The sequence below is a fragment of the Mesorhizobium sp. C120A genome (assembly GCF_030323105.1).
Taxonomy (GTDB): domain Bacteria; phylum Pseudomonadota; class Alphaproteobacteria; order Rhizobiales; family Rhizobiaceae; genus Mesorhizobium.
In genome coordinates, this window is record NZ_CP100476.1 from 5,188,947 (window position 1) to 5,214,957 (window position 26,011).

Below are 26,011 nucleotides of genomic sequence, written 5' to 3' on the forward strand. Positions count from 1 at the left end.
ATTCCGACCCCGGCCCAATGTTCAGGTCAGCGGCGTCCAGCTGCCGTCGGCGTTGCGGCATGCGGTGCCCCGCGCGGTCTGGCCGGCCGTGCCGGTAAACACCGTATGGGTGTACTGGCGGCAATCCTGCGAGCCGACGCGGTAGGGCTGGGCCGCGACGACTTCGCCGGAATGAGCCGAACTGTCGCTCTTCCACGTCACCTTCTGGCCGCTCGCCGTATATTCGAGCGCCTTGTATTCCGCCTCGAGCGCCTTGCGCTTCTCGGTGCTGTTCAGGCCGCTGCCGATCGATCCGCCGACGAGCCCGCCGGCCATGGCCGAGATGATCGTCGTCGCGACTTTGGCCCCTGAAGGAGGCGACGCGGGCGGGTTGGTGATGGAGATATCCGGGCCACTGCCCTTGCCCAGCGTTCCGCAGCCGGAAAGAGCGAGCAGTGCGGAAACGAGCGCAACGCGAATCTTCATGCCAACAACCGGTTTTCTTGAACGGGATGCGCTGGGGGCCGCGTCATCGGGGGCGTCAGGACGTGATACTATTGATATTTGTCGGAAATTTGGCCGTTCTTAACGGCTTTTGCGCAATCGAGGAGCCGCCATAACACAGGCATTCGGCCGTGTCGATTGGTGCCCTGGGCAGTACATCATTGCAAGCTCCGCAAGCGCACCACCGCCTTCAGTCCACCCATGGCGGAGCGGTCCAGCGCCAGCGCACCGCCATACTCATTGACGAGGTCGGCGACAATGGCAAGTCCGAGCCCGGTGCCTGGTTTTGTCTCGTCAAGACGCCGGCCCCGTTTCAACACTTCGCGGGCCTTGTCCTCGGGAATGCCGGGACCGTCATCCTCGATCGACATCTCGAACAGGCCGGCTGCGGCCGGCGTGACGGATACGGCAACAGTGCTCTTCGCCCATTTCATCGCATTGTCGAGAAGGTTGCCGAGCAGTTCCTCCAAATCCTCGCGCTCGCCGGCGAAGACGATGTCGGCCGCCGGCAACACGAGCGACAGGCTGACATCAGGCTTGAGTTTTTGCAGCACGCGCACCATGCGCTGCACCAGCGGCGTCACCGGGGTGCGGTAGACGACGCTGTCGCGCTGCGCCGCGACCCGTGCCCGCTGCAGGTAGTGGTCGACCTGTTTCTGCATCGACGCCGCCTGGTCGGCGATGAGCTGGCCCTTGGCGCCGCCGAGCGCCCGGCCCTCATTGATCAGCACGGCAAGCGGCGTCTTCAGCGAATGGGCAAGGTTGCCGACCTGCGTACGCGAGCGCTCGACGATGCGCTTGTTGTTTTCGATCAGCGCATTGGTCTCGTTGGCGAGCGGCTCGATCTCGGCGGGAAACCGGCCGTCGAGCCGCTGCGCCGTGCCTTCGCGCACCTGGGCAAGCGCGTTGCGAACCCGGCGCAAGGGCTGCAGGCCGAGCAGGATAGCGATCGCATTGATGGCGATCATGCCGACGCCGAACAGGCTGAGATAGGTCAGCAATCGGCCCTGGAAGGTGGCGATCTCCTGTTCGAGCTCGGTCTTGTTGCCCATCACGCGGAAGCGCGCGGCGCGGTTCTTGGCGTCGAGGACGAATTCACTCTCGAACACTTCGAGCTGCTCGTCGCCGATGCCGTCAGTGGAGTAGCTGCGCTGGAAACTCGAATTGAATGGCACCTCAGCGACGGTCGGCGACGGGATCGTCGTGGTCATCGAGGACGAATGAAGGTCGCCGTGCACACCTTCGGAAGCCGGCTCCACCGACCAGTACCAGCCCGAATTCGGCTCCGAGAAGCGGAGGTCGCCGAGGTCGGGAGCACCGGTGAGCTGGCCGGATTCGGAAACGCCGACTGAGCCGATCAGATTGAACAGATGCGCCGACAGCAGGCTGTCGAAGCCGCGCTCGCTGGCCTGGCGGTAGAGCGTGGTGATCAGAGTGAAGATGACGATCAGGGTGAGGATCGCCCAGATCGTGGAAAAGCCGATGACGCGGAAGGCCAGCGAGCGCGGCCAGAGCCGCGCCGAAAAAGGCTTCCTTGCTGGTATGGGGAGCGGTTCCGCCTTACGCCTCCGGCTCACGCATGCGATAGCCCATGCCGCGCACGGTTTCGATCATGTCGATGCCCATCTTCTTGCGCAGCCGGCCGACAAAGACCTCGATGGTGTTGGAATCGCGGTCGAAATCCTGGTCGTAGAGATGCTCGACCAGCTCGGTGCGCGACACCACCTCGCCCATATGGTGCATCAGATACGCCAGCAGGCGGAACTCATGCGAGGTCAGCTTCAGCGGCACGCCGTTGACATCGGCCTTCGAGGCCTTGGTATCGAGGCGCAGCGGCCCGCAGGTGAGCTCGGACGAGGCATGGCCGGCGGCACGGCGGATCAGCGCCCTTACCCTGGCCAGCACCTCCTCGATGTGGAACGGCTTGGTGACATAGTCGTCTGCGCCGGCATCGATGCCCGACACCTTGTCGCTCCAGCGGTCGCGCGCTGTCAGGATCAGCACCGGCATCTTGCGGCCGTTGCGGCGCCAGCGTTCGACGACGCTGATGCCGTCCATCTGCGGCAGGCCTATGTCGAGCACGACGGCATCGTAGGGCTCGGTGTCGCCGAGGAAATGCCCCTCCTCGCCGTCATAGGAGCGGTCGACGACATAGCCGGCATCGACCAGCGCGTCGGCCAGCTGCCGGTTGAGATCCTTGTCATCTTCGACGACGAGTACGCGCATGATCGGTCAGGCCTGTTGATGTGTCAGATATAGGCCGATTCCGGTGGTCTGGGAAACGAGCCCTGCAAGGGGGAAGATTGGATCAGTTCGCCGGGACGACGATCTCGGAGCGGCGCGGACGCTGGCCGTCCTTGCCCGGCACAAGCACGACGATGACGCAGACCTCCTGGCCGCCACGCGTCGTCTGCGAAGCCTTGGCCAGCGTGCCGCCATTCTGCTCGGCAACCTGCTGGCCGATCGCGTAGCAATCCGCCGCGGCTGCCGGCGTCGCTTGCGACGCCAACAGGCCGGCCGCTGTGAGCGCCAGTATCGCGATTCTGACATGAGAGCGAAGCGTTTTCATGGTCGGCGTTGTAACGCAACTGTGCTGAACGTGAAATGAACGGTGAACGGGTGAAAATCCATCCCCGCAATACCCCCTGCGCGCGCAACGAATGAATGCGATCCTACCGCCCAGTCCCTCAGACCGGGCAATGGATTCATAACCGGAAAACCGGCTGCGCGGCTATGGTTTTTGCGCGCAGGTTCTCAATTCGCAGCCAGATTGGGAACAGGTCAAGGCGAGACCATTCTGAAGGGCCGCCCTAAATAGCGCGGGAAACGCCAAATCATCGGAGTGCGCCATGACGGATAAACACCTTGCCGACCTTTACCGGGGCTATATCGCTTGCCTGAATGCCCAGGACTGGGCGAAACTTGGAGACTTTGTCGGCGACGAGGTGCAGCACAATGGCGAAATGCTCGGCCTGTCGGGTTATCGCCGTATGCTCGAAGGCGATTTCGAGGCGATTCCCGACCTCCGCTTCAACATCGAACTGCTGGTCTGCCAGCCGCCGCGCGTGGCGGCGCGCCTGCATTTCGACTGTCATCCCAAGGGCGTGCTGTTCGGCCTGCCGGTGAACGGCAAGCGCGTGTCGTTCGCTGAGAATGTTTTCTACGAATTCGGAGAGGGTCGCATCCGCGAGGTGTGGTCAGTCATCGACAAGGCCGAGATCCAGGCGCAGATCTAGGTTGCTTCAATCACTTTGCTCGGTGAGAGCGCGTATCCGCAGCACCCCGTGGTAGAGCGCCAGGTCCTCGTCGTAGCGGGCCTCGGCGAACTCCAGGGACAGGCGGGTCTGGTCGCGCGAGCCGGTGGCGAAAGCGGCGCCGTCAAGGCGCGCCCGGATGCTGTCCATGATCAGACGCGTCTCGGCCTCGCCTTGCGCCTTCGACCAGACATGCAGCGTGATGAGCTGGTCGTCATCATTGTCGGCGCCGGTGTCCAGATCGAATGCGCTGGTCCTGCCATAGGTCACATAAGGGAAGGCGGCACTGTCGGCCGCCTGCTCGCGCAACCCGGCGCCGCCGAGCAGCGCCGTCAGCGAGGCATCGCTCTTCAATCTCATGAACAAGGCTTGCAGCAAATCGCCGGGCGCCGTCATCGTCGTCTCCGTTCGCCTGTCACGCTTTGAACAACCTCAGTTTCGCGCGCAACCTAACCGCGTTGCACGGATTTCGCCAGATGACGATCCGCCTGATGGAAGGCGGCGAATCGGGCGGCATGGCCCTTTCACGGACTGGGTTCTATTTGGCATGCGGGGAGTTTCAAGAAGGGTGTTATGAGGAGCCCTGTTTTCTCCGGCAATTCGAGGTCATTTCATGCGAACGCCACCGCTGCTGCCGGCTTTTGGAAAGCTCGGCGTCAAGCCCCCGGTCGCGATTGCGGCAACACCCGCCCTGTCGAAGAGCACCGTGGCCCTGCGCATGCGCGAGATACTTTCAATGCATGGCGGCCTGGCCTTGAAGCTGTCGGTGGTGGCCTGGACAATCCTGATCCTGGCGGCGGCATTTTTCATGTCAAAGGCCTGATGCCGATATGGCAAACCGCTACGCGTTGCGCATGGACGAGCCCGAGAGCTGGACTATCTTCGACATCTTCACCGGCCAGCCTGTCGATCTTAAGCAACAGGTGATGGTGGCCATGAATTTGCGCGATGCGGAAGCGATGGCCGACCGCCTGAACAGCCGGGACGTCAAGCGGCGGGCAAAAGCCGACCGCAAGTCCTGACGCACGCTGATCTCAGCCGCTCTGATTGCAAGACGAACGGGCGCTAACCGAAATCCGCGGCTGTGAGCACATATATGCTCTTGCGGGTGCGGGCGTAGGCCTTGCTGGCAATGTCATGGATGGAGCTGGACGCGGTGTCGAAAGCCGCCAGATAGGTGGCTTCCGCGGTCGCCGTCCCTGATGGCGCCTTCGAGAGGGCATCGGCTGCGACAGAGAAGGAAATCTGGAACATGCCGTCGTGGCCGACAAAGCGGATGCGCTTGCCGGCCTCGTCATAGAAGCGGCTTGGATTGGGGAATGTCAGGCTCATGACGTGCCCCCCTTCGGCGCGGCGGCGGCTTTCTTGACTGTCGCCCGCTTCTTCTTCGGTGTCGGGTTCAAGGCTTCCGCGACGCGGTCGGCCTCTTCCTTGGCCAGGCGCAATTCCCTGAGCCTTGCTGTCTTGATCTCCCTGGCCCTCGCTTCGGACATGTAGTCGGAGGTTGCCTTGTTGCGCTCGGCCGTCTTCTTCTGCTTGTCCATGAAGCGGGCTTCAGCTTTTTCCATGATGCTCTGATTGCCTTCGGCCATCGCCTAAATCTCCTTCGTGCCTGAAATTGTGAAATCGAACTTACGATATAAATAGTCACTTTTGCCTCGAAATTCAATTTTTTGAAATATCTAGGCGCCTCGCGACGTTTCGAACCCTGCAGACATCATAATACTTTTTAATATTTAGTTTTGGCCACGAATAATTTTTGGCACTCCTATCTATCGAGTGCCAACACGCCTATAAGAACGGCGCGGTCGCCTATGCCGGCCCCAGAAAGAAGTTCTCATGAAGTTTCGGCCACTCCACGACCGCGTCGTCATCCGGCGCGCCGAAGGCGATGTCAAATCCAAGGGCGGCATCATCATTCCCGACAATGCCAAGGAAAAGCCGCAGGAAGGCGAAGTCATCGCCGTTGGGCCGGGCGCACGCGACGAAAACGGCGCGCTTGTTCCGCTCGACGTCAAGGCCGGCGACTTTATCCTGTTCGGCAAATGGTCGGGCACCGAGGTCAAGATCGACGGCGAGGACCTGCTGATCCTGAAGGAAGCCGACATTATGGGCGTCATCGACAAGAGCGAGACGGCCGCTATCGGCAAGAGCGGGACGGTCGTCACCGAGAAGAGCGTCAAAGCCAAGAAGGCTGCCTGACCGGCCTGGCTTTGCCAGGCTCCGGCGAGCCGCTTGCTTCACCACACCAACGGGATTGAAAAAAATGTCTGCCAAGGAAATCAAATTCGCCACCGACGCGCGCGACCGCATGCTGCGCGGCGTCGAGATCCTCACCAATGCGGTGAAGGTCACGCTCGGCCCCAAGGGCCGCAACGTCATCATCGACAAGGCTTATGGCGCGCCGCGCATCACCAAGGACGGTGTGACGGTGGCCAAGGAAATCGAGCTTGCTGACAAGTTCGAGAACATGGGCGCGCAGATGGTGCGCGAAGTGGCTTCGAAGACCAACGACCTCGCCGGTGACGGCACCACCACCGCCACGGTGCTGGCCGCATCGATCCTGCGCGAAGGCGCCAAGCTGGTTGCCGCCGGCATGAACCCGATGGACCTCAAGCGTGGCATCGACCAGGCTGTCGCCGCCGTGGTCAAGGACATCAAGGCGAAGGCCAAGAAGGTCAAGTCGTCGGCCGAGATCGCGCAGGTCGGCACCATCGCCGCCAATGGCGATGCCAGCGTCGGCGCCATGATCGCCAAGGCGATGGACAAGGTCGGCAATGACGGCGTCATCACCGTCGAGGAGGCCAAGACCGCCGACACCGAACTCGACGTCGTCGAAGGCATGCAGTTCGACCGCGGCTATCTCTCACCCTATTTCGTCACCAATGCCGACAAGATGCGCGTCGAACTGGAAGAGCCTTACGTGCTCATCCACGAGAAGAAGCTCGGCAATCTGCAGGCGATGCTGCCGATCCTCGAAGCAGTGGTGCAGAGCGGCAGGCCGTTGCTGATCATCTCGGAAGACGTCGAAGGCGAAGCACTGGCGACGCTGGTCGTCAACAAGCTGCGCGGCGGCCTCAAGGTCGCGGCCGTCAAGGCGCCGGGCTTCGGCGATCGCCGCAAGGCGATGCTGGAAGACATCGCCGTGCTGACATCGGGCCAGATGATTTCCGAGGATCTCGGCATCAAGCTCGAAAACGTCACCATCGAGATGCTTGGCCGCGCCAAGCGCGTACTGATCGAGAAGGACACCACCACGATCATCGACGGCGCCGGCACCAAGGCGACCATCCAGGCGCGCATCGCGCAGATCAAGGGCCAGATCGAGGAGACCACGTCCGATTACGATAAGGAGAAGCTGCAGGAGCGGCTGGCCAAGCTCGCCGGCGGCGTCGCCGTGATCCGCGTCGGCGGCGTCACCGAGTCTGAAGTGAAGGAAAAGAAGGACCGCATCGACGACGCGCTGAATGCGACGCGCGCGGCGGTGGAAGAAGGCATCGTGCCCGGCGGTGGCGTGGCGCTTCTGCGCGCCAGATCGGCGCTGGCCGGGCTGACTGGCGCCAATGACGATGTGACGGCAGGCATTTCGATCGTGCTCAGGGCACTCGAAGCGCCGATCCGCCAGATCGCCGAGAATTCCGGTGTCGAAGGCTCGATCGTCGTCGGCAGGCTGTCCGACAGCAAGGACCACAATCAGGGCTTTGATGCCCAGAACGAGGTCTATGTCGACATGATCAAGGCGGGCATCGTCGATCCGGCGAAAGTGGTGCGCACCGCACTGCAGGATGCCGGCTCGATTGCAGCGCTTCTGATCACCGCCGAAGCGATGATCACCGACGTTCCGGCCAAGGATGCGGCGCCTGCGGGCGGCGGTGGCGGCATGGGCGGCTACTGACCATCGCCCGAAAATTGCCCGCCTGGGAATCTGGGCGGGCATAAATCAGAACAGGCTGCCGGGGACATTTCCCCGGCGAGCCAGGAATTTCCGTCAGTCAGTCAAGACCAGTCAGCAACGACAGGGAGATCGACAGATGATCACATTTGCCCCGAAGCCAAACTGTATCCGCGACCAAGCCGGCGGAGGAGAGCCGCTTCGATCGCATCCGCCGGATTGCCGCCGACAAGCACAGGCAGGCCGATGCCGGGCCGATTCGCCGCGAGCCGTCGAAGACCGGCGACAAGCGGCCGATGTGACGGCTGCCAACCTCACGACATCGGCAACGCTCCGCCCTCTTCGGTGCGGCGGGCAATGAACTCGTCGAGCACATCGGATGTGGCAACGGCCGACGCCGGCGGCTGGAAGTCGGCCAGCGTCCGCTTCCAGATGCCGGTGGCGCGCTCGGTGGCCGGCTTCGAACCGGACTGCGTCCAGCTGCCGAAATTCGACCAGTCGGCGACCAGCGGCTCGTAGAAGGCGGTGCGGTAGCGCGTCATGGTGTGGCCGGCGGAGAAGAAATGCCCGCCCGGCTGGACTTCAGCGATCGCCTCGAAGCCGATCGAATCCTCGTCGCCGGGGGTCGTAGCGCAGAGTTCGGCAACCGTCTGCAATGCCTCGATATCGGTGATCAGCTTCTCGTAGGAGACGCTGAGGCCACCCTCCAGCCAGCCCGCGGCATGGATGCAGACGGTGGCGCCGGCAAGCACCGAGCCCCACAGCGCGAACTGCGTCTCGTGCGCCGCCTGCACATCGGAAATGTTGGCCGAACTGCCGCCGCCGGACCGCCAAGGCAGGCCGGTGAAGCGGGCCAACTGACCGGCGCCCAGCGTCGCCTTGACGTGCTCGGGCGTGCCGAAGGCCGGTGCGCCGGACTTCATGTCGACATTGGAGGAGAAGGATCCGTAGACCACCGGTGCGCCCGGCCGCACCATCTGCGCCAGCGCGAGACCAGCCAGCGCCTCGGCATGCTGCAGCGTCAATGCGCCGGCGACGGTGATCGGCGCCATGGCGCCGGCCAGGCAGAAGGGCGTGATGACAGAGACCTGGCCGGCCCTGGCGAAGTCGATGATGCCTTGCGCCATCGGGATATCGAGCTGGCGCGGCGAATTGGTGTTGATCACGGTGTAGCAATGGACGCCGGCCAGGAACTCGTCCTGCGAGAGCCCGCGCGCCAGCCTGATCATCTCGAACCCATCCTCGACCTGCGGCGTGCCGCGGGCGAAGACGAAGGGGAACTTGTCCGACAGGGTCAGCTGCGCACGGTTGACGGCATAGTGGCGCAAATGGTTGTCGACATCCTGCGGCTCGATCCAGGGGCCGAGCATATGCAGCACGTCGAAATTCTGAACAAGCTTGGTCAGTTCTTCGAAAGCGGCGAGCGTGCCCGGACGCCGTCCGCGTTCGAGATCGGTGACGTTGGGCGCCCCGGCTCCGGCCAGGAACGTCATCGAGCCGAGCTCCAGCATGAGATCGCGGCTACGGTTGCCCGCCAGCGCCCGGATGGATTTCGGCGCCGAGGCCAGTGCCGCAGTGACAATATCGCGGCCGATGCGCACCATCTGGCTGTCCTCGTCGACCAGCGCACCGGCTTTGGCGTAGATCGCCCGTGCCTCCGGCAGCAGCACCTTGATGCCGAGCTCTTCCAGCACGCGCAACGCCGTGTCGTGGATGGCCGCGACCTGGTCGTCCGAAAACACCGGCTGCGGCAGGAACGGGTTCTTGAGCGAGCGATAGTTCGGGTGGCGGCTTGACCCGCTGCCGGCCTCACCGGTGTGCCCGCGCCGGCGCTCGCGCCTGGTCTCCCTTATAATGTCATCGACCATGGCCAAAACTCCTCATTGCCGCATCGCCTGCCCTCGGGGTCGTATGGCGAGGCCGGAATAATTCGCGCCGGCCGCTCGACGCCGACAATGTGCACCCAAAGCGCGGTCCCCTCCCCGGCGAATTCGTCGCCCAGCAACGTCAGCGCGACGCTTTTGCCTATTGTGTAGCCATAGCCGGCTGAGGCGACGAAGCCGACGCGCCGGCCCTTGTGCCAGACTGGCTCGAAGCCACTGGCGTCGGCATCGACGGCGTCGACCTCCAGCGTCACGATCCGGGCGGCGCTCAACAAACCGTGCGGTGTGGCCTGGCTGCCCTTGTGAGCCGGGCTGAAATGGAAGAATAGTCTTCGCCGGGTATGCCCGCCCTGAAATTGCCCGCTTGCGGTTCTCAGGTGGGTTGGGTGAGTTTCGGGAATGGCCAGTCCTTTAGAACGACGTCCAAGACGAAGAGGTCCGATCGCCGCCGCACTGCTGGCGGTGGACGCGTGGATCGATTCCTCGCTCTACGAAATCGGCTTCAAGGCCGGCCAGTTCTGGGAATCGGCGACCATTTTTTCGCGGCGCTTCCGAGTCACCGGCTGGCGACGCGGCATCATCGAGGTGCTGAGCGAAGGTTTTACGATGGGCGCCGGCGGCGTCGTCGTGCTGCTCGCACTCGCGATGCCGGCCTTCCAGATCACCACCGGCGACTGGCGCAGTCAGGGCGATTTCGCCGTCACCTTCCTCGACCGCTACGGCAACGAGATTGGCCAGCGCGGCATCATCCAGCGCGATTCCGTGCCTGTCGACGAGATGCCGGACCATGTCATCAAAGCAGTGCTGGCGACCGAGGACCGGCGCTTCTTCGAGCACTACGGCATCGACGTGCTCGGCCTGTCGCGCGCCATCTTCGAGAATGTGCGGGCCAATTCCGTCGTCCAGGGCGGCTCCAGCATCACCCAGCAGCTGGCCAAGAACCTGTTCCTGTCGAATGAGCGGACCTTCCAACGCAAGATCAAGGAAGCCTTCCTGTCGCTGTGGCTGGAGGCCAATCTGTCGAAGAAGGAGATCCTGCAGCTTTATCTCGACCGCGCCTATATGGGCGGCGGCACGTTCGGCATCGAGGCGGCGGCGGATTTCTATTTCGGCAAGAGCGTCAAGGATCTGAACCTCGCCGAGGCGGCGATGCTGGCCGGCCTGTTCAAGGCGCCGACCAAATACGCCCCGCACATCAACCTGCCCGCCGCCCGTGCTCGCGCCAATGTGGTGCTGTCGAACCTCGTCGATTCCGGTTTCATGACCGAAGGCCAGGTGCTGCAGGCAAGGCTGCATCCAGCCGAGATCGTCGACCGCGGCGAGCAGAAGAGCCCAGATTATTACCTCGACTGGGCCTTCGATGAGGTCAAGAAAATCGCCAAGCCCGGCCAGCATTCGCTGGTCGCCCACACCACTTTCGACGCCAACATCCAGAAAGCGGCGGAGGAATCCGTCGAATTCCATCTCCGCCAGTTCGGCAAGGAATACAACGTCACCGAGGGCGCCGTTGTAGTGATCGAGACCAATGGCGCGGTACGCGCCATTGTCGGCGGCCGCGACTATGGCGCAAGCCAGTTCAACCGCGCCACCAAGGCGCTGCGCCAGACCGGCTCCTCGTTCAAACCTTACGTCTACGCCACCGCCATGGAGCACGGGTTCACCCCGGACTCCGTCGTCTCAGGCGGGCCGATCAGCTGGGGCGGCTGGTCACCGCACAATTACAATGGCGGCTCGGCCGGCAATGTGACGCTGATCACGGCGATCGCCAAATCGATCAACACCGTGCCGGTACGGCTGGCCAAGGACTATCTCGGCATCGGCCCGATCAAGGCGATGGCCGAATCATTCGGCGTGGAATCGCCGCTGGAGTCGCACAAGACCATGGTGCTCGGCACATCGGGCATGACGGTCATGGACCAGGCGACGGGCTACAGCGTGTTCGCGCAGAACGGCTTCGCCGGCTCGCGGCACGGCATCACCCAGCTCGTCACCCGCACCGGCGATGTCGTCTACGACTTTGCCAAGGATGCGCCGGCGCCGCATCGGGTTCTGTCGGAACAGGCTTTGAAATACATGAACACCATGCTGGCTGCGGTGCCGGCGATCGGCACCGCGCGGCGCGCGCAGCTGCCCAACATCGTCGTCGCTGGCAAGACGGGGACGACGCAATCCTACCGCGACGCCTGGTTCGTCGGCTTCACCGGCAATTACACGGCTGCCGTCTGGCTCGGCAATGACGACTTCACCCCGACCCGCAACATGACCGGCGGCACGCTGCCGGCGATGGTGTGGCAGCGGCTGATGGTCTACGCGCACCAGAATATCGACCTGAAGCCGATCCCCGGCCTAGACAAGCCCTTCGTCGACGAAGAGATCGCGGCCAAAGCCGAGGAAGCGGAGAAGAAAAACGCCGATCAGGCAGCCGCCGATGCCGCGGCCGAGCGCCCGGCGGTGTTGTCCAGCCGCACGACACAGACGCTGCGCGAGATGACCAAGGTGTTCCAGACAGCGCCCGTGCTCGGCTCGCCGCAGACACCGGAGACCCTGTCGGCGCTTTGATTCCACAGCGCTGCTTGCTCTGTGGCCTGCCCCGCTATATCCCCGAACGATAATTCTCTCGTCCCGGTTCTTCATGCTCAAGACCGCCTTTTTCACGCTGCTTTCGCTTGCCATAGCCATCGGCCTCGGCGGCGGCAGCGTCTGGTATGCGCTGCAGGCGCAGAGCGGCGTCGGCGCGATCAGCATCGGCCAATGGACCGCCTTCCCCGAGATCGGCACGCAAGATGCCGACCCCTATTCGAAGGCGCGCGTGGCGCGCGAGGGCGTGCTGGCGCTCGGCAAGGCGGAAGGCTTGTCCTTCATCGCCGAACGCGATGCGGCCGGCGATGAGCTTCAGCGGCAATGCGACTACAGGATCGAAGGCAGTTTCCCGACCGCCCGGTTCTGGACGCTCTATGCCGCGGATCAATCGCTCGGCGTGGTCGACACCGGCAAGCCGAGGCTGGCGGCGCTGCAATCCTACCAGGTGCTGCGTCAGCCCGACAATTCGGTGATCATCGCCGTCGGCAACCGTCCGGCCCCCGGCAACTGGCTTCTGACCGAAGGTTTTGGCCGGATGTATTTCGTGCTCACCTTCTACGACACGCCGATTGCCTCAAGCACCGGCCTTTCCGACGTGTCGCTGCCCCGGATCGTCAAGGCTGGCTGCAATGCGTAGGTTGCTGCAGGCCATCCTGCTCGGCCTGCTCGGCGCCGGCATCGTCCACATCGTGGTGCTTTTGCTGGTGCCGGAATTTACCGAGCGCGATGCCTGGTCACGGCTGGCGATGGCGTCCGACCTCTACAAGATGACCAGGCTGGATGCCGAGGCGGGCGGCGCGCCGGTGGTGAAGTCGGTGGATCCGCTGTTTTACGCCGCCGCCTGCCGCTTCGACCTTGCCGAAGGCGTGGTGCGGATCAAGGCGCCGGGCAGCGTGCCGTTCTGGTCGGTGTCGGTCTATGACCGCAACGGCCACAATTTCTATTCATTCAACGACCGCACGGCGACCGGCAACAAGCTGGACACCGTGGTGCTGACGCCGGCACAGATGATCGACGTGCGCAGGGAGCTTCCCGAAGACCTGCAAGGGGCGATCTTCGTCGAGGCGCCGATCGAGGAAGGCATCTTCGTCATCCGCGCCTTGGTGCCTGACGACAGCTGGAAGCCGGTTGTGTCGCAGTTCCTGGACCAGAGCTCCTGCGAACTGCAGGACTACTGACCTCACCCCGACGACCAGCAAATTCAGTGGTGCGGAACAGGCGTCCGTGGTGTGCCCGGCTGGTCCGCCGGTCGCGCCTGGCCCGCCAATGGCGGATGCTCGTAGCGGACGCCGGGAAAAATGATCACCGCCGCCGGCGTACCGGTGTCCTGAACTGCTCGATTGACTGGTGCCGATCGCGGCACGAAAGACAGTACCATGCCCATGGTTCGCGTATTCCTCTCGGTTGCCCCGGAGCACAACGCAACGCCTCCAAATGTGATTAAGGCCGGCAGAGGGTTAACGGAGCGCTAACGGATCGCGGCTAATTTGATGTTTGTTCCAGGCCTTGCGCGAAACCGACATAGTTGCGGTTGAGCATGGTCCGGGTTGTGTCGAGTGTCGGGCGTATCTTCCGTGTCAGCTTCGGATTTCAGGCAAATCGCCATACGGACGGAATCGGGAAAAGCCGAAAGGCTGTTTCGCGCCGCCGTGTCGGCGTTCTGCTCGCTGACCCGCCCGTCGCGCCGCGAGATCGCCCAGCTCGAGGATCTGACGCTGCCGCTGTTCGACAGCGTACCGGTCGAATCGCGCCGCTATGTCGCCGCCGCCCTGTCCGAATGCGAATATGCGCCGGCCGCCCTGGTGCGGCGGCTTTGCGAGGAGCCGGTCGATGTCTGCGCGCCCTTGCTCGTCCGTTCGCGGGCGCTGGGCGACATCGACCTGATCGCGTTGATCGGCCGCCACGGCCTGCCGCATGCGCGCGCCATTGCCCGCCGCAAGGATTTGAACCTGACCATCGCGCAGTTGATCAAGGCGCTGGAAAAGCCGACCCTGGTGCGCGTGCGGCAGCCCGAGCCGATCGCCGACGTGGCGGGCGCCGACGCCGAAGCCGCTGCCGCCGCTCCCAGCGCACCAAAACTGCCCGGCAGCGCCGCCGAAACCGCCAGGCGCCGCCTGCGCTCGATGATGCTCGCCGAGGGCGAGGCGACATCGGTCAATCCCTTCGTCGGCTTAGCAACTTACAGCAAGCTGCGCGAGACGGCGCTGACCGGCAAGGCCGCCTTCTTCCAGACCGCGCTTGCCGACGCGCTCGACATCGACTTCTCGACGGCGCGGTCGCTGACCGAGCATTCGAGCTATGTCTCGCTGCTCGCCGCGCTGCGGGCGCTCGACCTCAGTGAGGACAGGGCATTCCTGATCGTGGTCGCGGTTTACCCCCGGGAGTTTCCGCACCCGCAGGCGATCCGCATCTTCCTCGACCGCTACCGGCTGCTGCACCACGAGGCGGCGCTCGACAAGGTGCGCGGCTGGAAGGCCGAAACATTGTCGCGAGCGGTGCGCGGCAACACCCCTGTCGCCGCGAATGGCGACCAAGCGCCGGACGTCGACAAAGCCAGCTTAGGGGCCAGCCTCAAGGCGTCTTGACGGAGAGAAGCTCCTCGACGGAAACCGTTCCGGCCTCGATCTCGACCACCCAGATGTCGGGATCGAATTTTTTCTCCCGCTCAAGCCTGGCGTCAAGCGCGGCGGCATCGTCGCCGGCGCCGAGCAGCGTGAAAAAGCGATCATCCGGTTTGTCCGAATCGTAGCTCGTCTGCGGCGCCGGGCCGAACAGGGAGACGTCGCCCAGCCTGCCGCGGGAGAGCACGAAGACAGCGCCGGCCTCGGTCGCGCCGCGCTTGACGACGGCCGCAAAGCCGCCGGCGCCGAAGACACGGCGCAGCAGGACCGACACCCAAAACTCGGTGGTTACGCGCATGACGAGGCTCCGGAGGACATGCGCGGCGTCTTAGCCGGATTTTCGGCTATCCGCGAGCGGTCGTCTTGACCACTCAATTGGTCAGGCCGATCTCGCGCATCTTGACGTAGACGACCTCGTCGGGCTCGCCCGTTTCCGGCAGGCCGAACAGCGACTGGAATTCCTTGATCGCCGCCTTGGTGCGGGCGCCGACGACGCCGTCGAGTTGCATGTCGTCATTGCCGAATGCCTTCAGGCCGGCCTGGATCTTGACGATGCGGGCATCGGGCGCTTGGGCGGATACCGGCGCGGAAACCGGGATGGGCGCAGGCGCGGCCTCGGGCGCGGCAACTCGAGCGACGGCCATATCCACGGGCCGCGGCAGCGGATGCGGGATGCCAGCTGTGGTCTGCTTGGCGCCGAGCTGGTCGAGCAGCACGGCGTCGATCTCACCGGAGGCCGGCAGGCCAACTTTCTGCTGGTAGGCCTGGATCGCCTTTTGGGTATTCGGCCCGGAAATGCCGTCGACCGTTCCCGTGTAGAAATCGAGATCCTTCAGGATGCCCTGGACCTGCTCGACGGTCGGGTCGCTTTTGACCGGTGCCGGGCCGGGCCGCAGGATGTTGATGGTGGTTTCGGGTTCGTCCGCGCCGGGGTGCGGAAAACCCTCGATGCTGCGGGTGGCGAAGAAGGCGCCGGCATGCGGAAACGGCTGGTACCACAGCGCGTTGGCGGAAACGTAGAACAGCGTCACCAGGAAGGCGGTCGACCCGCCGACCAGGACCGGATTGCGCGAGATCGCGCCGCCGAGCGCAATCGCGCCGGCCTCGAACGCGCCGCTGCGGCGCTTGACCGCCTTAGGCTGTTTTGCGGAGCGAGCCATTCCTGTCCCCTTTCGCGTCGCCTTTCGTCCTGGTCGCGGACATCGGCAGCACGCCGTTCCTGTCGGTCGCGCTCCTCTTCGGCCCGTTCACCGGCAGGCTGATCGTGACCGTCGTCCCCTCGCCAGGCATGCTTTCGATCGACATCGTGCCGTCGTGCAGCGCCACCAGGCCCTTGACCAGCGACAGGCCGAGCCCGGTGCCCTCGAAGCGGCGCGTATAGTCATTCTGGACCTGCATGAACGGCTTGCCGAGATTGACAAAATCTTCCTCGGCGATGCCGATGCCGGTGTCCCTGACCCAGAAATGCAGCCGCGAGCCGATCCGCTTGGCGCCGACGACGACATCGCCGCCATCGGGCGTGAATTTGACCGCATTGGAGACGAGGTTGATCAGGATCTGCTGCACGGCACGACGGTCGGCATTGATCTCCCCGGCGTCCGGCGCAATCTGCGCCTGGAGACCGATGTTCTTGGCATTCGCCTGCAGCTGCATCATCGACTGGCACATCTCGACCGCTTCGATGAAGCGGAACGGTTCGGGCTCGGTCGCGTAGGCGCCGGCCTCGATCCTCGAGACATCAAGGATTGAGGTGACGACGGCAAGCAGATGCTGGCCCGACTCTTTCACCAGGCCGACATACTCCTTCTGGCGCGGGTCCTTGAAGCCGCCGAACATCTCATGCAGCAGCATGTCGGAAAAACCGATGATGGCGTTGAGCGGCGTCCGAAGCTCGTGGCTGACGACCGCCAGGAAGCGGCCCTTCGCCACCTCGGCCGACGCTGCGGCCTCATTGGCGGCAGCAAGCTCGTCGCGCAATCGGGCAGTCTCGTCGTTCTCGCGCAGCAGCAGGGTGAAGGTCTCCTGCTGCCCTTCGGCCCGCACCAGTTCGAGCTGGAATGGCCGGTAATTGTCGGCCGTCAAGGCGCTGCCGTCCTGCGGCAGCCTTACCCGAAGATCGAGCCGGCGCGCCAGGGCGCCATCGCGCATGTCGGCAAGCGCGCTGAGATAAGCGACGCGATCGGACAGGTGGATGCGGTCGAACAGCCCGGCGCCGAAAAGCAGTTCCGGCGGCAGCTTCAGGATGGTGCGCGCCTTGGCCGAGGCATCCAGGACCTCGCCATGCCGGGCGACATGCAGGACAACGGCGTCGATCATGTCTTCAATGCGGTCGTTTGGAAGCAGCGCGGGCTGCGCGCGTGCGGCATCGCCTAGGGCTGCGAGCCGGGGAACCAGCGTCAGGCCCCAGGCGAGCGGCAGCAGCCAGTGCCACGCCGCGACTTGCGCCCCGCCGAGCGGGACGACAGAGGCGACAAAGGGCTGCAGCAGCATTGCGGCCAAGGCCGAGAGGCCGCCCCAAAGTGCCGCGCGCTTTGAACCGCCGATCCACCAGGCCTCGAATGGCAGTGCCAGGGCCAGCAGCGCAACCGGCGACGCCAGGCCGCCTGCTGCCGCGACGGCGCCGGCAAGCGCAAGACCGCCGGCGGCAAGGGCAACCTGGGCTGCCAGCGTCATCTTGCCTGACGCCGCCACCAGCAAGGCGGCGAACCAGCAAAGACCGAAGGCGGCGAAAATGGCTGCGACGGTGACGGCGGCGCCCATGCCCGAGGTGACCAGTGTCACCGCCGCACCGGCGGCGAAGAACGGAGCGGCAAGCATGATGCCGATGAACCGGCGCTGGCGCAGGCGATCGCCCTGGCCGATGATGGCCGGATGGACCATGCGTTCGCAACCGGCCGCCAGCGCGCCAGGCAGTTCAATATATCTGGCAGTTGTCAAACTCAACGCACTCGCACCCGGTCGTGACTGCCCTGCTTTGCAGGTCGCTTTTGCTTGTTTGAAACTCGCATCCAGCGTTTAAGGAATGAATAAGGCTGACCGGAACAACGAGCGCGCTGCGGCAAAAATTGGAGCGCCGGCACCGGAATGCACCGCCATTTGTGGCCATAGTAAACGGAGCGTTATGTGCAAAGGGCGTGCCCGTGGCTGCGAAACCCAGAGCCGGCATGCCTGCTCTTCTGAAGATATCCATGCGCAACAATTGCTTAGATGGTTACTGCAAGGTTAAGAAAATTGCCGGCATTTGAGGCTAATGCACTGCAAAACGCCTCGCTTCGAATTTGCCTAAAATTTGAGGAAAATTTTCGCTGAGCAAGAAAGCCGTCCTTTGCGCCTCATGTGCCATTGTCGCTGATATAAAGAGGTCATTGCGCATGGACGCATGATCCGGTCATTGGACGAGAGGGCAGATCGATGGGCTTTTTGATAAGAATGGCGTTCTGGTTTTCGCTGGTGTTGCTGGCGCTGCCGCTGACCGTCGGCCCCGACGAGGATGGCCGCGAGAGCGTCGGGCCGTTCCAGGCGCTTTTTGCGGCGCGCGAAGCGGTCGGCGACATCGCGGGCATTTGCGAGCGCAAGCCGGACGTCTGCGAAACCGGCAAGTCGGCGATGCATACGATCAGCGCCCGGGCCAAGGAAACCGCCAAGATCGCCGCCGCCATGCTGGACGACAAGAGCGCCGAGACCTCGCCCGATACATCGCTGGCCACCGGCAGCGTCGCCAAGGACATCGTGCTGCCGGCGACAGTCAACATACCTGCCAAGCTGGTGGCGAAGAACTAAACACCGTTTCAGCTGTATCTACAGCGACACCGCAGGCCGGTCGGACCTCTCGATGCCTGCGGTGCTTTTCTTCTTTTTCCGTGACGCCGCAGCCGCGGATGACTATATCGCGAGCAATGGCCACGACGATCCAGACGATCCGCGACGACTTCTCCCTGCTCGACGAGTGGGAAGACCGCTATCGCTATGTGATCGAGCTCGGCGAAGCGCTGCCGCCATTTCCCGACGCCGAACGCAACGCCGCCAACAAGGTGCCGGGCTGCGTCAGCCAGGTCTGGCTGACCACGAGCCGAGCGCCGGGCGCCGATCCGGTCATCACCTTCACAGGCGATTCAGACGCTCATATCGTGCGCGGTCTGGTCGCCATCATGCTGGCGCTGTTTTCGGGACGGACTGCCAGCCAGATCCTTGAAACGGACGCAGAGGCGACGCTGAGGTCGCTTGGCCTCGACGAACATCTGTCGCCGCAGCGGGCCAATGGCCTGCGCTCGATGGTCAAGCGCGTCAAGCGGGACGCCGAGATGGCTCTCAAGCAGACTGCTTGATTGCTCTATCTTCTCTTCTTTCGACGCAATTCCAAGGGAAAGCGCTCGGCAGTTTTCCTGGAATTGTTCTAGAAACAAAAACGGCGCCGTAAGGGGCGCCGTTGATCTTGTCCATTGGAGCCGGTGTTACCGCCCCTTGCGCTTGCGGCCGAGGCCCATCTTCTTGGCCAGCTGCGAACGGGCAGCGGCATAGTTAGGGGCAACCATCGGATAGCTGGCGTCGAGATTCCACTTCTCGCGGTATTCATCGGGCGTCAGACCGTAATGGGTCATCAGGTGGCGCTTCAGCGACTTGAACTTCTTGCCATCTTCAAGGCAGACGATGTAATCGTCATGAACAGAGCGCTTCGGGTTTACCGCAGGCTTCTGCTTGTCGGCCGGAGGCTGTTCGCTTGCTCCGCCCACGCGCCCGAGAGCGGCATGGACATCAGCGATAAGGTTCGGCAATTCGCCGACCGGCACGGGATTGTTGCTGACATAGGCTGCCACCACATCGGCGGTCAGCTCGATCAGCGCATCGCTATTTCTGGAAGGTGTTTCGACGATATCCATGGTTTAGGCCCCAACGAAGGATGTTTCTGTTTGCGCCCTTTTTGGAAGATCGGGCATGGCGCGAATTTCACGCGGGAAGAGCTTCATGGATTCGCGTCCGGGCATCTTAATGAGCCCACAGACAAAGTAAGTCAATTCGCATCTTGCGCTATATTCAACGATATTCATCGAATAGTCGCTCTTCAGCTTCAATCTTTCGTGCACTCTGTAACTTCGCGATATTTTCTGGTCGGACCAGGACTAGCATGACGTAAGGTCACGCCATCGCTAAATCAGCAGGGACTCATAAAGTGGGCAGCGATGCTTGATCTATGCTTCAAGGTTTGGGCAGCTGATTGTCGGATTCGTACCAAACCGCAAGTTGCAAAGCGTTGGCGAAACCCGCCGAAGAAGATCTTCGGTCTGACCGGATTCAATACGGCGTGAGGTATTTTCCATAGACCCAGCCACTAACAAAACCACCATTTTGCGCCGGGTCGTGCCAAACTTGACACCATTGATAGCGAATTGCCTGTTTCTGTTTCCAGTGCGGCTGGCCGGCGATCTCCAGAAGATTCAAGCCGCCGGTGCACTTGCCGGTCATCTGCAGGATCGTCCCGTTGGGATAGGCGGCCTGCTTCTGCGAGGTGCCGGACGGATATTTGCGAACGTTGAGCGTGTCGCCGAACGGCACGCCAGCCACTTGCCAAGCGGCGAACGCGGTTGCATGAGACTGGCCGGTGAAAGCCAGAACGGTCGAAGCGACGACGGCGAGAGCCGCAGCGGTGTTGATATGGAAATTCATCATCCTCTCCTTTTGGCTCATCTCCCGAGCCCGCCGCAACCAATACATCCCGGCCCTTGAACCCGCGCTGATCGGCGTGTTCATTTGCCATTCAAGTAATTTCTTCAGTGAGACGCAATGACCAAGACCTCAGCTTTTCCGTCCGCCAGCCCGCCGATCCCCGAGAAACACCCCGTCTTCGACACGCATCACGGCATTACCCGCACAGATGACTATGCCTGGCTGAGGGCCGAGAACTGGCAGGCGATGTTCAGGGACCCTTCCCTGCTTGAGGGCCGCATCCGCGCCCATCTCGAAGCCGAAAACGCCTATCAAGCAGTGCTTATGGCCGATACGCTAGAGCTTCGGAAGCAGCTGTTCGGCGAGATGAAGGGGCGCATCAAGGAAGATGATTCGACGGTGCCGATGAAGGATGGCCCCTATGCTTACGGCTCATCCTTCAAGCTTGGCGGCGAACAGCCCCGCTATTTCCGCATGCCGCGCGATGGCGGCGATGAGCAGATCCTGCTCGATGGCGACGCGGAAGCCGAGGGCAAGCCCTATTTCCGCCTCGGCGGCGTCGACCATTCGGCCGATCACCGCAAGCTGTTGTGGGCGTTCGACGACAAGGGCTCTGAATTCTTCACACTTCGCGTGCGCGATCTCACCAGCGGCAAGGAACTGAGCGACCAGATCGAGGCCACCAGTGGTGGCGGCGTCTGGAATGCCGCCGATGACGGTTTCTTCTACACAAGGCTCGACGACAATCATCGCCCGTCCAAGGTGCTGTTCCACGCGCTCGGCGGCAGCCCCCTTAATGACCGGCTGATTTATGAGGAAACCGATCCCGGCTTCTTCATGGATGTCGGCGGCACGCGCTCCAACGAATGGATCATGATCGGGATCAACGATCACGAAACCTCGGAATATCACCTGATGCGCGCCGATGAGCCTTTCGCCGAGCCAAAGCTGGTGGCAAAGCGCGAGACTGGCCTGCAATATGATCTGGAAGAAGGCGGCGACATCTTCTTCGTCCTCACCAATGCCGACGGCGCCAAGGACTTCAAGATCATGACGGCGCCGGCTAATGACCCGGTTCGCGCCAATTGGGAAGAGCTGGTGGCGCACGAGCCAGGCCGGCTGATCCTGTCGGTGGTCGGCTTCAGGGATCATATGGTCAGGCTCGAGCGCAAGGAAGGGCTGCCGCGCATCGTCGTTCGCGATCGCCGCAGCGGCGAGGAGCATCTGATCTCGTTCGACGAAGAGGCGTTCTCGCTCGGCCTGTCGGGGTCCTATGAATACGACACCGAGATCATGCGCTTCACCTATTCGTCGATGACGACCCCGGCGCAGGTCTTCGACTACAATATGCGCAGCCGCGAGCGTGTGCTGCTGAAGACCCAGGAAGTGCCGTCCGGTCACAATCCGGATCATTATGTCACGCGCCGGCTGATGGCGCCGGCCGCCGATGGCGAACTGGTGCCGGTCTCGCTGCTGCACCACCGCGACACGCCGCTCGATGGCTCCGCACCGTGCCTGCTTTACGGCTACGGCTCTTACGGCATTGCCATTCCGGCGGCGTTCAACACCAACTGGTTCTCGCTGGTCGACCGTGGCTTTGTCTTTGCCATCGCCCATGTCCGCGGCGGCAAGGACAAGGGCTATGGCTGGTATGACGACGGCAAGCGGGCGCACAAGATGAACACGTTCACCGATTTCATCGCCGTCGCGCAGCATCTCGTCGCCGAGCGTTACACCCAACACGACCGCATCGTCGCGCAAGGCGGCTCGGCCGGCGGCATGCTGATGGGTGCGATCGCCAACATGGCGCCGCAAAATTTCGGCGCCATCGTTGCCGAGGTCCCCTTTGTCGACGTGCTGACCACGATGCTCGACGCAAGCTTGCCGCTGACGCCGCCGGAGTGGCCGGAATGGGGCAACCCGATCGCGTCGGCGGAAGATTACCAAACGATCGCCGCCTACTCACCCTATGACAATGTCGCCGATCACGACTACCCGCCGATCCTGGCGCTGGCCGGCCTCACCGATCCGCGCGTCACCTATTGGGAGCCGGCCAAATGGGTGGCGCGGCTGCGCGAGCGCAAGAGCGGCGACAATCCGGTGCTGTTCAAGATCAACATGGATTCCGGCCATGCCGGCGCCTCCGGCCGCTTTTCAAGGCTGGAGGAGATCGCCTATACCTACTCCTTCGCGCTCAAGGTTACGGCCAAGCCCGAACCCGAGGTTACGGGCAAGGCTGAGAATGCAACGGAGGCGTCGCAATGATCGATCTATCCACCTTGACGGCTTACATAGCGGTTGTGCTTGGCTTTGTGTTTATTCCAGGCCCAGCCACGCTTTTGACGGTCGCGCGAGCGACGAGTTCCGGAACCAGGGTTGGCGTCGCGACGGGCGCGGGCGTCGCGGCTGGCGATGTGTTCCATACCATCATGGCGATGGTCGGCATTTCGGCGATCATCGCCACTTCGGCAACGCTGTTCAGCGTCGTAAAATACATCGGCGCGGCGTATCTCGTTTACCTCGGCCTTCGCGCAATCATCGAGAGAATACCGGCCGATCCTACTGCCGGTGCACTCGCGATCTCCGCCAGCAAGGCGTTTCGTCAAGCTGTCCTGACCGAAGTGCTTAATCCAAAGACGGCGCTTTTCTTCCTTGCCTTCCTGCCCCAGTTCGTGCGGCCTGAAAACGGATCGGTGATGCTCCAGCTGATGACGCTGGGCATAATCTTTGTTCTGCTCGGCCTTTTCAGCACAGTCGTCTTTGCCGTGAGTGCGGGCCGGCTCGGCACGTTCCTGCGCCGCAATCCGTCGGTGGTGAAATGGCAAGGCAAGGTGGTTGGCGGCATCTACTGCGCGTTAGGCGTTCGTCTGGCCTTGCAGCAGCGCTGATGTCGATGCGAAAGGCGCGCCCGTCGAGGCGCGCCGATCGTCACTTTTTGAATTCCAGGCTGCTCATTTTCACTCGCATTTGCAATGGCTGCGCGCTACCCAATGCGCGCCACCTTCCAGACCATGACATACGCAAAAGGGGCCACTATGTTGCTCGTCGACACCTATCTCGAGAAATCACCGATCCAGGGCATCGGGGTTTTCGCCAGGAACCACATTGCCAAGGGCACGCTGGTCTGGAAGCTCGACCCCAGATTCGACCGGATCATCGACGTCGAGACCTATGAAGGCGAGAGCGGCCCGGTGAAGAACTATCTCGACCGTTATTCCTATCCAGACCGCCGGGATCCGAACTACATCGTCTTCGAAGCCGACGACGCCCGCTACATGAACCATGACGACGAACCGAATTGCGACGTCTCCTCGCCCGAGGAAACCTATGCCTTGCGCGACATCGCACCCGGCGAGGAACTGACCTGCAATTACAGCCATTTCTTCGAGACGGGCTTCGACTTCCTCGGCGATCGCCACCTGTAGATCGCCACCTGTGGCCGGGATCACTTGGCCGGCTTGCTGCGCACCGGGTAGCCGTTGGGATGCGGCGGCACCGCCTTGAGATAGGCGGCTATTGCCGCGCGATCTTCCGGCGGCAGTTCGGCCATGTTGCGCTGCACGTCGACCATGGCGCCGCCGACCGAATCGAAATCAGGGGTAAAACCGGTTTCGAGATAGTTGGCGATGTCGGCTTCCGACCAGTCACCGAGCCCGCCTTCGCCCGATGTGATGTTCGGCACGATGCCGCTGCCTTCGGCGGCCGCCGCGCCAGCCAGCCACTGGCTCCTCCTGGTGCCGCCGGTGATGTCGCGCGGCGTGTGGCATTCGCCGCAATGGCCGGGCCCCTCGACCAGATAGCGGCCGGCGAGTACCAGATCAGGCGTGCCATCGGCAAAGGCAATCACCGGCTCTTTGCTGAGATGGAGCCGCTTCCACAGGCCGAGGCCGCGGCGGATGTTGAAGGGGAAAGTCAGGGAATTGTCGGGCGCCTTGCCGGCGACCGCCGGCAGCGTCTTCAGGAACGCATAGAGATCGGCAATATCAGCCGGCTTCATCCGGGCGTAGGACGCGTAGGGAAAGGCCGGATAGAAATGCTCGCCCGACGGCGACACGCCCTTCAGCATGGCGTTGGCAAGGTCCTCGACCGTCCAGGCGCCGATGCCGTCCTTGGGATCCTGTGAGATGTTGGGCGGCACGAAGGTGCCGAACGGCGTCTTGAGCTCGAGGCCGCCGACCAGTTGCAAACGGCCGTCGCCTTGCGAGCCCGGCTTGGCGTGACAGGAGGTGCAGCCGCCGGCATTGAAAATGCGCTTGCCCCTGGCGGCGTCGCCGGGGCCGAGCTGCGCCAGGGTGTCAGTGTCGAGCTTGACCGGCGCCGACAACAGCCAGCCGGCGCCGGCACCGACGACGCCCAGGACAAGGGCGGCGCCGACAAATTTATTCCACAAGGGCATTGCCCGGGATCAGCTCTTCTTCACCCGATAGGTCTTGTGGCAGGTGCCGCAATCACTGCCGAGCGTATCGATCTGCGCCTTCAGCGCATCGACATCGGCGGGTGCGGCGGCGACTGCGGCCTTGACGTCGGCGAGGTACTTGTCTTCGGTCGATTTGAAGCCCGCCATGTCTTTCCAGATTTTGGGCGAGGCGGTGGTATCACCGCTGTCGCTGCCGGCCGGGAACAGCGTGTCGACATCGAACTTCTCGGCATTAACTTGCAGCGCCTGCAGCGCCGTCAGCACGGCGGCGGCATCGAAGTCTGCCTCGCCCTTGGCGATTTTTGACAGGCCGCCGACGATCTTGCCTCGTTCCTTCATCAGTCCCTGTCGGTCGAGGATCGGGTCGGCAAAAGCCGCCGAGGCGGCGAGGCTGAGCATAGAGATGGCGATAACAAGCTTTCTCATTCAATTGGCTCCAGGATGATGAGGGGTCGCGACCTACCGTTAACGGAGGGCGGGCCGGGATTATTCCCTGTCCGCCGGCCGGATTCCGCCGAATTTTGTGTGCCTGCTGCTTCAGCTGAGAAAGAAAAGCCCCGGAGTACCGGGGCTTCTCTGGGTCGATCAGGCTTTCGCCTCTTCGTACATCTCAAGGACATGGTCCCAGTTGATGAGGCTGTCGACGAAGGCCTCGAGATATTTCGGCCGCGCGTTGCGGTAGTCGATGTAATAGGAATGTTCCCAGACATCGACGCCGAGGATCGGCGATGCGCCATGGACGAGCGGGTTCTCGCCGTTCGGCGTCTTGGATATCGCCAGCTTGCCGTCCTTGACCGAGACCCAGGCCCAGCCCGAACCGAACTGCGTGGTGCCGGCGGCGATGAAGTCGGCCTTGAACTTGTCGTAGCCGCCGAGGTCGGCGTCGAAAGCCTTCTGCAGGGCGCCCGGAAGCTTGTTGCCGCCGCCGCCCTTCTTCATCCACTTCCAGAAATGGATGTGGTTGTAGTGCTGGGCTGCGTTGTTGAAGAGGCCGGCATTCTTGCCGAACGACTGTTTGACCACCTCTTCGACCGACAGATCGCCAAGGCCCGCTTCGGCGGCCAGCTTGTTGCCGTTGTCGACATAAGCCTTGTGGTGCTTGTCGTGGTGATACTCCAGCGTCTCCTTCGACATGTAAGGCTGCAAGGCCTCGTAGTCGTAGGGCAAGGCGGGCAATTCAAAAGCCATCGGTCATACTCCTCATGGAAAAATCCGGTGCG

The 26,011-nt window shown here is 62.9% G+C and carries 32 protein-coding genes; 15 read left to right on the plus strand and 17 right to left on the minus strand.

The features are described from left to right. Positions 1 to 21: 21 nt before the first annotated feature. The 4 genes from NL532_RS25530 to NL532_RS25545 all read right to left on the minus strand — a co-directional run bounded on the left by NL532_RS25530 (position 22) and on the right by NL532_RS25545 (position 3,052). Positions 22 to 465 carry an RT0821/Lpp0805 family surface protein gene (locus NL532_RS25530; RefSeq protein ID WP_023687241.1) on the minus strand — a complete coding sequence of 148 codons (444 nt, stop codon included), beginning with the start codon at positions 463 to 465 and terminating at the stop codon, positions 22 to 24. Positions 466 to 641: 176 nt separating this feature from the next. Beyond that, positions 642 to 2,060, minus strand: coding sequence for an ATP-binding protein (locus tag NL532_RS25535; RefSeq protein WP_023829071.1), 1,419 nt, complete (start codon positions 2,058 to 2,060; stop codon positions 642 to 644). Beyond that, complete coding sequence (locus tag NL532_RS25540) at positions 2,044 to 2,709, minus strand: response regulator transcription factor (RefSeq protein ID WP_023670175.1); 666 nt, start codon at positions 2,707 to 2,709, stop codon at positions 2,044 to 2,046. Before NL532_RS25540 ends, NL532_RS25535 begins: the two co-directional genes overlap by 17 nt. Positions 2,710 to 2,791: 82 nt before the next feature. Further along, a complete protein-coding gene (locus tag NL532_RS25545; protein WP_023692812.1) occupies positions 2,792 to 3,052 on the minus strand; it encodes a hypothetical protein in 261 nt (86 codons plus the stop codon). 280 nt (positions 3,053 to 3,332) lie between these two features. On the opposite strand from NL532_RS25545, the gene NL532_RS25550 reads away from it, so the two are divergent. Next, positions 3,333 to 3,719 (plus strand): ester cyclase, encoded by a 387-nt coding sequence (locus NL532_RS25550; RefSeq protein WP_023732030.1) that lies wholly within the window; start codon positions 3,333 to 3,335, stop codon positions 3,717 to 3,719. A gap of 6 nt (positions 3,720 to 3,725) precedes the next feature. On the opposite strand, the gene NL532_RS25555 is transcribed toward NL532_RS25550, so the two are convergent. After that, entirely contained in the window at positions 3,726 to 4,133 is a 408-nt protein-coding gene (locus NL532_RS25555) for a DUF3168 domain-containing protein (RefSeq protein WP_023670173.1), read from the minus strand. Between the two features lie 217 nt (positions 4,134 to 4,350). Here NL532_RS25555 and NL532_RS25560 point away from each other — a divergent pair, with 217 nt between their 5' ends. Then, positions 4,351 to 4,560 carry a hypothetical protein gene (locus NL532_RS25560; RefSeq protein WP_023705435.1) on the plus strand — a complete coding sequence of 70 codons (210 nt, stop codon included), beginning with the start codon at positions 4,351 to 4,353 and terminating at the stop codon, positions 4,558 to 4,560. 31 nt (positions 4,561 to 4,591) lie between these two features. Continuing rightward, complete coding sequence (locus NL532_RS25565; protein WP_348524274.1) at positions 4,592 to 4,759, plus strand: hypothetical protein; 168 nt, start codon at positions 4,592 to 4,594, stop codon at positions 4,757 to 4,759. 43 nt (positions 4,760 to 4,802) lie between these two features. Here the strand turns inward: NL532_RS25565 and NL532_RS25570 are convergent, their stop codons facing one another. Next, on the minus strand, positions 4,803 to 5,069 hold the full coding sequence (locus NL532_RS25570) for a DUF1488 family protein (protein WP_023670170.1): 267 nt from the start codon (positions 5,067 to 5,069) through the stop codon (positions 4,803 to 4,805). Then, complete coding sequence (locus NL532_RS25575; RefSeq protein ID WP_023670169.1) at positions 5,066 to 5,329, minus strand: hypothetical protein; 264 nt, start codon at positions 5,327 to 5,329, stop codon at positions 5,066 to 5,068. The genes NL532_RS25570 and NL532_RS25575 overlap by 4 nt, the downstream gene beginning before the upstream one ends. A gap of 247 nt (positions 5,330 to 5,576) precedes the next feature. On the opposite strand from NL532_RS25575, the gene NL532_RS25580 reads away from it, so the two are divergent. The 3 genes from NL532_RS25580 (at position 5,577) to NL532_RS25590 (ending at position 7,931) form a co-directional block, all read left to right on the plus strand. Beyond that, positions 5,577 to 5,939 (plus strand): co-chaperone GroES, encoded by a 363-nt coding sequence (locus NL532_RS25580; protein WP_023829072.1) that lies wholly within the window; start codon positions 5,577 to 5,579, stop codon positions 5,937 to 5,939. A 64-nt stretch (positions 5,940 to 6,003) separates the two neighbouring features. Further along, complete coding sequence (groL, locus tag NL532_RS25585; protein WP_023684537.1) at positions 6,004 to 7,632, plus strand: chaperonin GroEL; 1,629 nt, start codon at positions 6,004 to 6,006, stop codon at positions 7,630 to 7,632. Between the two features lie 146 nt (positions 7,633 to 7,778). After that, on the plus strand, positions 7,779 to 7,931 hold the full coding sequence (locus tag NL532_RS25590; RefSeq protein ID WP_023829073.1) for a hypothetical protein: 153 nt from the start codon (positions 7,779 to 7,781) through the stop codon (positions 7,929 to 7,931). Positions 7,932 to 7,943: 12 nt separating this feature from the next. Here NL532_RS25590 and NL532_RS25595 read toward each other — a convergent pair whose 3' ends face one another. Together NL532_RS25595 and NL532_RS25600 are read right to left on the minus strand one after the other, a co-directional pair. Next, positions 7,944 to 9,497, minus strand: coding sequence for a trimethylamine methyltransferase family protein (locus NL532_RS25595; protein WP_023829074.1), 1,554 nt, complete (start codon positions 9,495 to 9,497; stop codon positions 7,944 to 7,946). Further along, entirely contained in the window at positions 9,479 to 9,784 is a 306-nt protein-coding gene (locus tag NL532_RS25600) for a glycine cleavage T C-terminal barrel domain-containing protein (protein WP_023727644.1), read from the minus strand. The genes NL532_RS25595 and NL532_RS25600 overlap by 19 nt, the downstream gene beginning before the upstream one ends. A gap of 127 nt (positions 9,785 to 9,911) precedes the next feature. Here NL532_RS25600 and NL532_RS25605 point away from each other — a divergent pair, with 127 nt between their 5' ends. The 4 genes from NL532_RS25605 to NL532_RS25620 all read left to right on the plus strand — a co-directional run bounded on the left by NL532_RS25605 (position 9,912) and on the right by NL532_RS25620 (position 14,677). Then, positions 9,912 to 12,071 carry a transglycosylase domain-containing protein gene (locus NL532_RS25605; RefSeq protein WP_023687235.1) on the plus strand — a complete coding sequence of 720 codons (2,160 nt, stop codon included), beginning with the start codon at positions 9,912 to 9,914 and terminating at the stop codon, positions 12,069 to 12,071. Positions 12,072 to 12,144: 73 nt separating this feature from the next. Then, positions 12,145 to 12,729, plus strand: coding sequence for a DUF1214 domain-containing protein (locus NL532_RS25610; RefSeq protein ID WP_023670163.1), 585 nt, complete (start codon positions 12,145 to 12,147; stop codon positions 12,727 to 12,729). Then, positions 12,722 to 13,270 carry a DUF1254 domain-containing protein gene (locus NL532_RS25615; protein ID WP_023829075.1) on the plus strand — a complete coding sequence of 183 codons (549 nt, stop codon included), beginning with the start codon at positions 12,722 to 12,724 and terminating at the stop codon, positions 13,268 to 13,270. The genes NL532_RS25610 and NL532_RS25615 overlap by 8 nt, the downstream gene beginning before the upstream one ends. Before the next feature lie 396 nt (positions 13,271 to 13,666). Beyond that, a complete protein-coding gene (locus NL532_RS25620; protein WP_286487573.1) occupies positions 13,667 to 14,677 on the plus strand; it encodes a hypothetical protein in 1,011 nt (336 codons plus the stop codon). On the opposite strand, the gene NL532_RS25625 is transcribed toward NL532_RS25620, so the two are convergent. From NL532_RS25625 to NL532_RS25635, 3 genes are all read right to left on the minus strand, one after another. Further along, positions 14,664 to 15,011: a DUF1491 family protein gene (locus NL532_RS25625; protein ID WP_023829077.1), complete on the minus strand. Its 348-nt coding sequence runs from the start codon at positions 15,009 to 15,011 to the stop codon at positions 14,664 to 14,666. The genes NL532_RS25620 and NL532_RS25625 overlap by 14 nt on opposite strands. A gap of 73 nt (positions 15,012 to 15,084) precedes the next feature. Continuing rightward, positions 15,085 to 15,873 (minus strand): peptidoglycan-binding domain-containing protein, encoded by a 789-nt coding sequence (locus tag NL532_RS25630; protein ID WP_023821060.1) that lies wholly within the window; start codon positions 15,871 to 15,873, stop codon positions 15,085 to 15,087. Beyond that, complete coding sequence (locus NL532_RS25635; protein WP_023829078.1) at positions 15,848 to 17,593, minus strand: ATP-binding protein; 1,746 nt, start codon at positions 17,591 to 17,593, stop codon at positions 15,848 to 15,850. Before NL532_RS25635 ends, NL532_RS25630 begins: the two co-directional genes overlap by 26 nt. 531 nt (positions 17,594 to 18,124) lie before the next feature. Between NL532_RS25635 and NL532_RS25640 the strand changes: the two genes are divergently transcribed. Further along, positions 18,125 to 18,493: a DUF5330 domain-containing protein gene (locus NL532_RS25640; protein ID WP_023684546.1), complete on the plus strand. Its 369-nt coding sequence runs from the start codon at positions 18,125 to 18,127 to the stop codon at positions 18,491 to 18,493. Positions 18,494 to 18,609: 116 nt separating this feature from the next. Beyond that, positions 18,610 to 19,038 (plus strand): SufE family protein, encoded by a 429-nt coding sequence (locus tag NL532_RS25645; RefSeq protein WP_023673679.1) that lies wholly within the window; start codon positions 18,610 to 18,612, stop codon positions 19,036 to 19,038. Between the two features lie 126 nt (positions 19,039 to 19,164). Here NL532_RS25645 and NL532_RS25650 read toward each other — a convergent pair whose 3' ends face one another. Both NL532_RS25650 and NL532_RS25655 read right to left on the minus strand, forming a co-directional pair. Then, on the minus strand, positions 19,165 to 19,590 hold the full coding sequence (locus NL532_RS25650; protein WP_023673680.1) for a Ros/MucR family transcriptional regulator: 426 nt from the start codon (positions 19,588 to 19,590) through the stop codon (positions 19,165 to 19,167). Between the two features lie 412 nt (positions 19,591 to 20,002). Next, positions 20,003 to 20,377, minus strand: coding sequence for an SH3 domain-containing protein (locus NL532_RS25655; RefSeq protein ID WP_023702200.1), 375 nt, complete (start codon positions 20,375 to 20,377; stop codon positions 20,003 to 20,005). 114 nt (positions 20,378 to 20,491) lie between these two features. On the opposite strand from NL532_RS25655, the gene NL532_RS25660 reads away from it, so the two are divergent. The 3 genes from NL532_RS25660 to NL532_RS25670 all read left to right on the plus strand — a co-directional run bounded on the left by NL532_RS25660 (position 20,492) and on the right by NL532_RS25670 (position 23,799). Beyond that, a complete protein-coding gene (locus NL532_RS25660; protein WP_023754807.1) occupies positions 20,492 to 22,639 on the plus strand; it encodes a S9 family peptidase in 2,148 nt (715 codons plus the stop codon). Further along, positions 22,636 to 23,262, plus strand: a complete 627-nt coding sequence (locus NL532_RS25665; RefSeq protein ID WP_023754808.1) for a LysE family translocator — start codon at positions 22,636 to 22,638, stop codon at positions 23,260 to 23,262. Before NL532_RS25660 ends, NL532_RS25665 begins: the two co-directional genes overlap by 4 nt. A gap of 147 nt (positions 23,263 to 23,409) precedes the next feature. Next, positions 23,410 to 23,799, plus strand: a complete 390-nt coding sequence (locus NL532_RS25670) for an SET domain-containing protein (RefSeq protein WP_023673684.1) — start codon at positions 23,410 to 23,412, stop codon at positions 23,797 to 23,799. Positions 23,800 to 23,819: 20 nt separating this feature from the next. Here NL532_RS25670 and NL532_RS25675 read toward each other — a convergent pair whose 3' ends face one another. The 3 genes from NL532_RS25675 to NL532_RS25685 form a co-directional block, all read right to left on the minus strand. Then, positions 23,820 to 24,770 (minus strand): cytochrome c, encoded by a 951-nt coding sequence (locus tag NL532_RS25675; RefSeq protein WP_023829079.1) that lies wholly within the window; start codon positions 24,768 to 24,770, stop codon positions 23,820 to 23,822. 9 nt (positions 24,771 to 24,779) lie between these two features. Then, a complete protein-coding gene (locus tag NL532_RS25680) occupies positions 24,780 to 25,217 on the minus strand; it encodes a c-type cytochrome (protein ID WP_023684552.1) in 438 nt (145 codons plus the stop codon). Positions 25,218 to 25,376: 159 nt separating this feature from the next. Further along, positions 25,377 to 25,979, minus strand: coding sequence for a superoxide dismutase (locus tag NL532_RS25685; protein WP_023673687.1), 603 nt, complete (start codon positions 25,977 to 25,979; stop codon positions 25,377 to 25,379). Between the last annotated feature and the right edge of the window lie 32 nt (positions 25,980 to 26,011).

What these genes read in the sequence shown, in the direction of transcription:
- NL532_RS25530 (WP_023687241.1), bottom strand. Translation starts at nt 465, where the DNA reads ATGAAGATTCGCGTTGCGCTCGTTTCCGCACTGCTCGCTCTTTCCGGC.
- NL532_RS25540 (WP_023670175.1), bottom strand. Translation starts at nt 2,709, where the DNA reads ATGCGCGTACTCGTCGTCGAAGATGACAAGGATCTCAACCGGCAGCTG.
- NL532_RS25545 (WP_023692812.1), bottom strand. Translation starts at nt 3,052, where the DNA reads ATGAAAACGCTTCGCTCTCATGTCAGAATCGCGATACTGGCGCTCACA.
- NL532_RS25550 (WP_023732030.1), top strand. Translation starts at nt 3,333, where the DNA reads ATGACGGATAAACACCTTGCCGACCTTTACCGGGGCTATATCGCTTGC.
- NL532_RS25555 (WP_023670173.1), bottom strand. Translation starts at nt 4,133, where the DNA reads ATGACGGCGCCCGGCGATTTGCTGCAAGCCTTGTTCATGAGATTGAAG.
- NL532_RS25560 (WP_023705435.1), top strand. Translation starts at nt 4,351, where the DNA reads ATGCGAACGCCACCGCTGCTGCCGGCTTTTGGAAAGCTCGGCGTCAAG.
- NL532_RS25565 (WP_348524274.1), top strand. Translation starts at nt 4,592, where the DNA reads ATGGACGAGCCCGAGAGCTGGACTATCTTCGACATCTTCACCGGCCAG.
- NL532_RS25570 (WP_023670170.1), bottom strand. Translation starts at nt 5,069, where the DNA reads ATGAGCCTGACATTCCCCAATCCAAGCCGCTTCTATGACGAGGCCGGC.
- NL532_RS25575 (WP_023670169.1), bottom strand. Translation starts at nt 5,329, where the DNA reads ATGGCCGAAGGCAATCAGAGCATCATGGAAAAAGCTGAAGCCCGCTTC.
- NL532_RS25580 (WP_023829072.1), top strand. Translation starts at nt 5,577, where the DNA reads ATGAAGTTTCGGCCACTCCACGACCGCGTCGTCATCCGGCGCGCCGAA.
- groL (WP_023684537.1), top strand. Translation starts at nt 6,004, where the DNA reads ATGTCTGCCAAGGAAATCAAATTCGCCACCGACGCGCGCGACCGCATG.
- NL532_RS25595 (WP_023829074.1), bottom strand. Translation starts at nt 9,497, where the DNA reads ATGGTCGATGACATTATAAGGGAGACCAGGCGCGAGCGCCGGCGCGGG.
- NL532_RS25605 (WP_023687235.1), top strand. Translation starts at nt 9,912, where the DNA reads ATGGCCAGTCCTTTAGAACGACGTCCAAGACGAAGAGGTCCGATCGCC.
- NL532_RS25610 (WP_023670163.1), top strand. Translation starts at nt 12,145, where the DNA reads ATGCTCAAGACCGCCTTTTTCACGCTGCTTTCGCTTGCCATAGCCATC.
- NL532_RS25615 (WP_023829075.1), top strand. Translation starts at nt 12,722, where the DNA reads ATGCGTAGGTTGCTGCAGGCCATCCTGCTCGGCCTGCTCGGCGCCGGC.
- NL532_RS25625 (WP_023829077.1), bottom strand. Translation starts at nt 15,011, where the DNA reads ATGCGCGTAACCACCGAGTTTTGGGTGTCGGTCCTGCTGCGCCGTGTC.
- NL532_RS25630 (WP_023821060.1), bottom strand. Translation starts at nt 15,873, where the DNA reads ATGGCTCGCTCCGCAAAACAGCCTAAGGCGGTCAAGCGCCGCAGCGGC.
- NL532_RS25635 (WP_023829078.1), bottom strand. Translation starts at nt 17,593, where the DNA reads ATGGTCCATCCGGCCATCATCGGCCAGGGCGATCGCCTGCGCCAGCGC.
- NL532_RS25640 (WP_023684546.1), top strand. Translation starts at nt 18,125, where the DNA reads ATGGGCTTTTTGATAAGAATGGCGTTCTGGTTTTCGCTGGTGTTGCTG.
- NL532_RS25645 (WP_023673679.1), top strand. Translation starts at nt 18,610, where the DNA reads ATGGCCACGACGATCCAGACGATCCGCGACGACTTCTCCCTGCTCGAC.
- NL532_RS25650 (WP_023673680.1), bottom strand. Translation starts at nt 19,590, where the DNA reads ATGGATATCGTCGAAACACCTTCCAGAAATAGCGATGCGCTGATCGAG.
- NL532_RS25655 (WP_023702200.1), bottom strand. Translation starts at nt 20,377, where the DNA reads ATGATGAATTTCCATATCAACACCGCTGCGGCTCTCGCCGTCGTCGCT.
- NL532_RS25660 (WP_023754807.1), top strand. Translation starts at nt 20,492, where the DNA reads ATGACCAAGACCTCAGCTTTTCCGTCCGCCAGCCCGCCGATCCCCGAG.
- NL532_RS25665 (WP_023754808.1), top strand. Translation starts at nt 22,636, where the DNA reads ATGATCGATCTATCCACCTTGACGGCTTACATAGCGGTTGTGCTTGGC.
- NL532_RS25670 (WP_023673684.1), top strand. Translation starts at nt 23,410, where the DNA reads ATGTTGCTCGTCGACACCTATCTCGAGAAATCACCGATCCAGGGCATC.
- NL532_RS25675 (WP_023829079.1), bottom strand. Translation starts at nt 24,770, where the DNA reads ATGCCCTTGTGGAATAAATTTGTCGGCGCCGCCCTTGTCCTGGGCGTC.
- NL532_RS25680 (WP_023684552.1), bottom strand. Translation starts at nt 25,217, where the DNA reads ATGAGAAAGCTTGTTATCGCCATCTCTATGCTCAGCCTCGCCGCCTCG.
- NL532_RS25685 (WP_023673687.1), bottom strand. Translation starts at nt 25,979, where the DNA reads ATGGCTTTTGAATTGCCCGCCTTGCCCTACGACTACGAGGCCTTGCAG.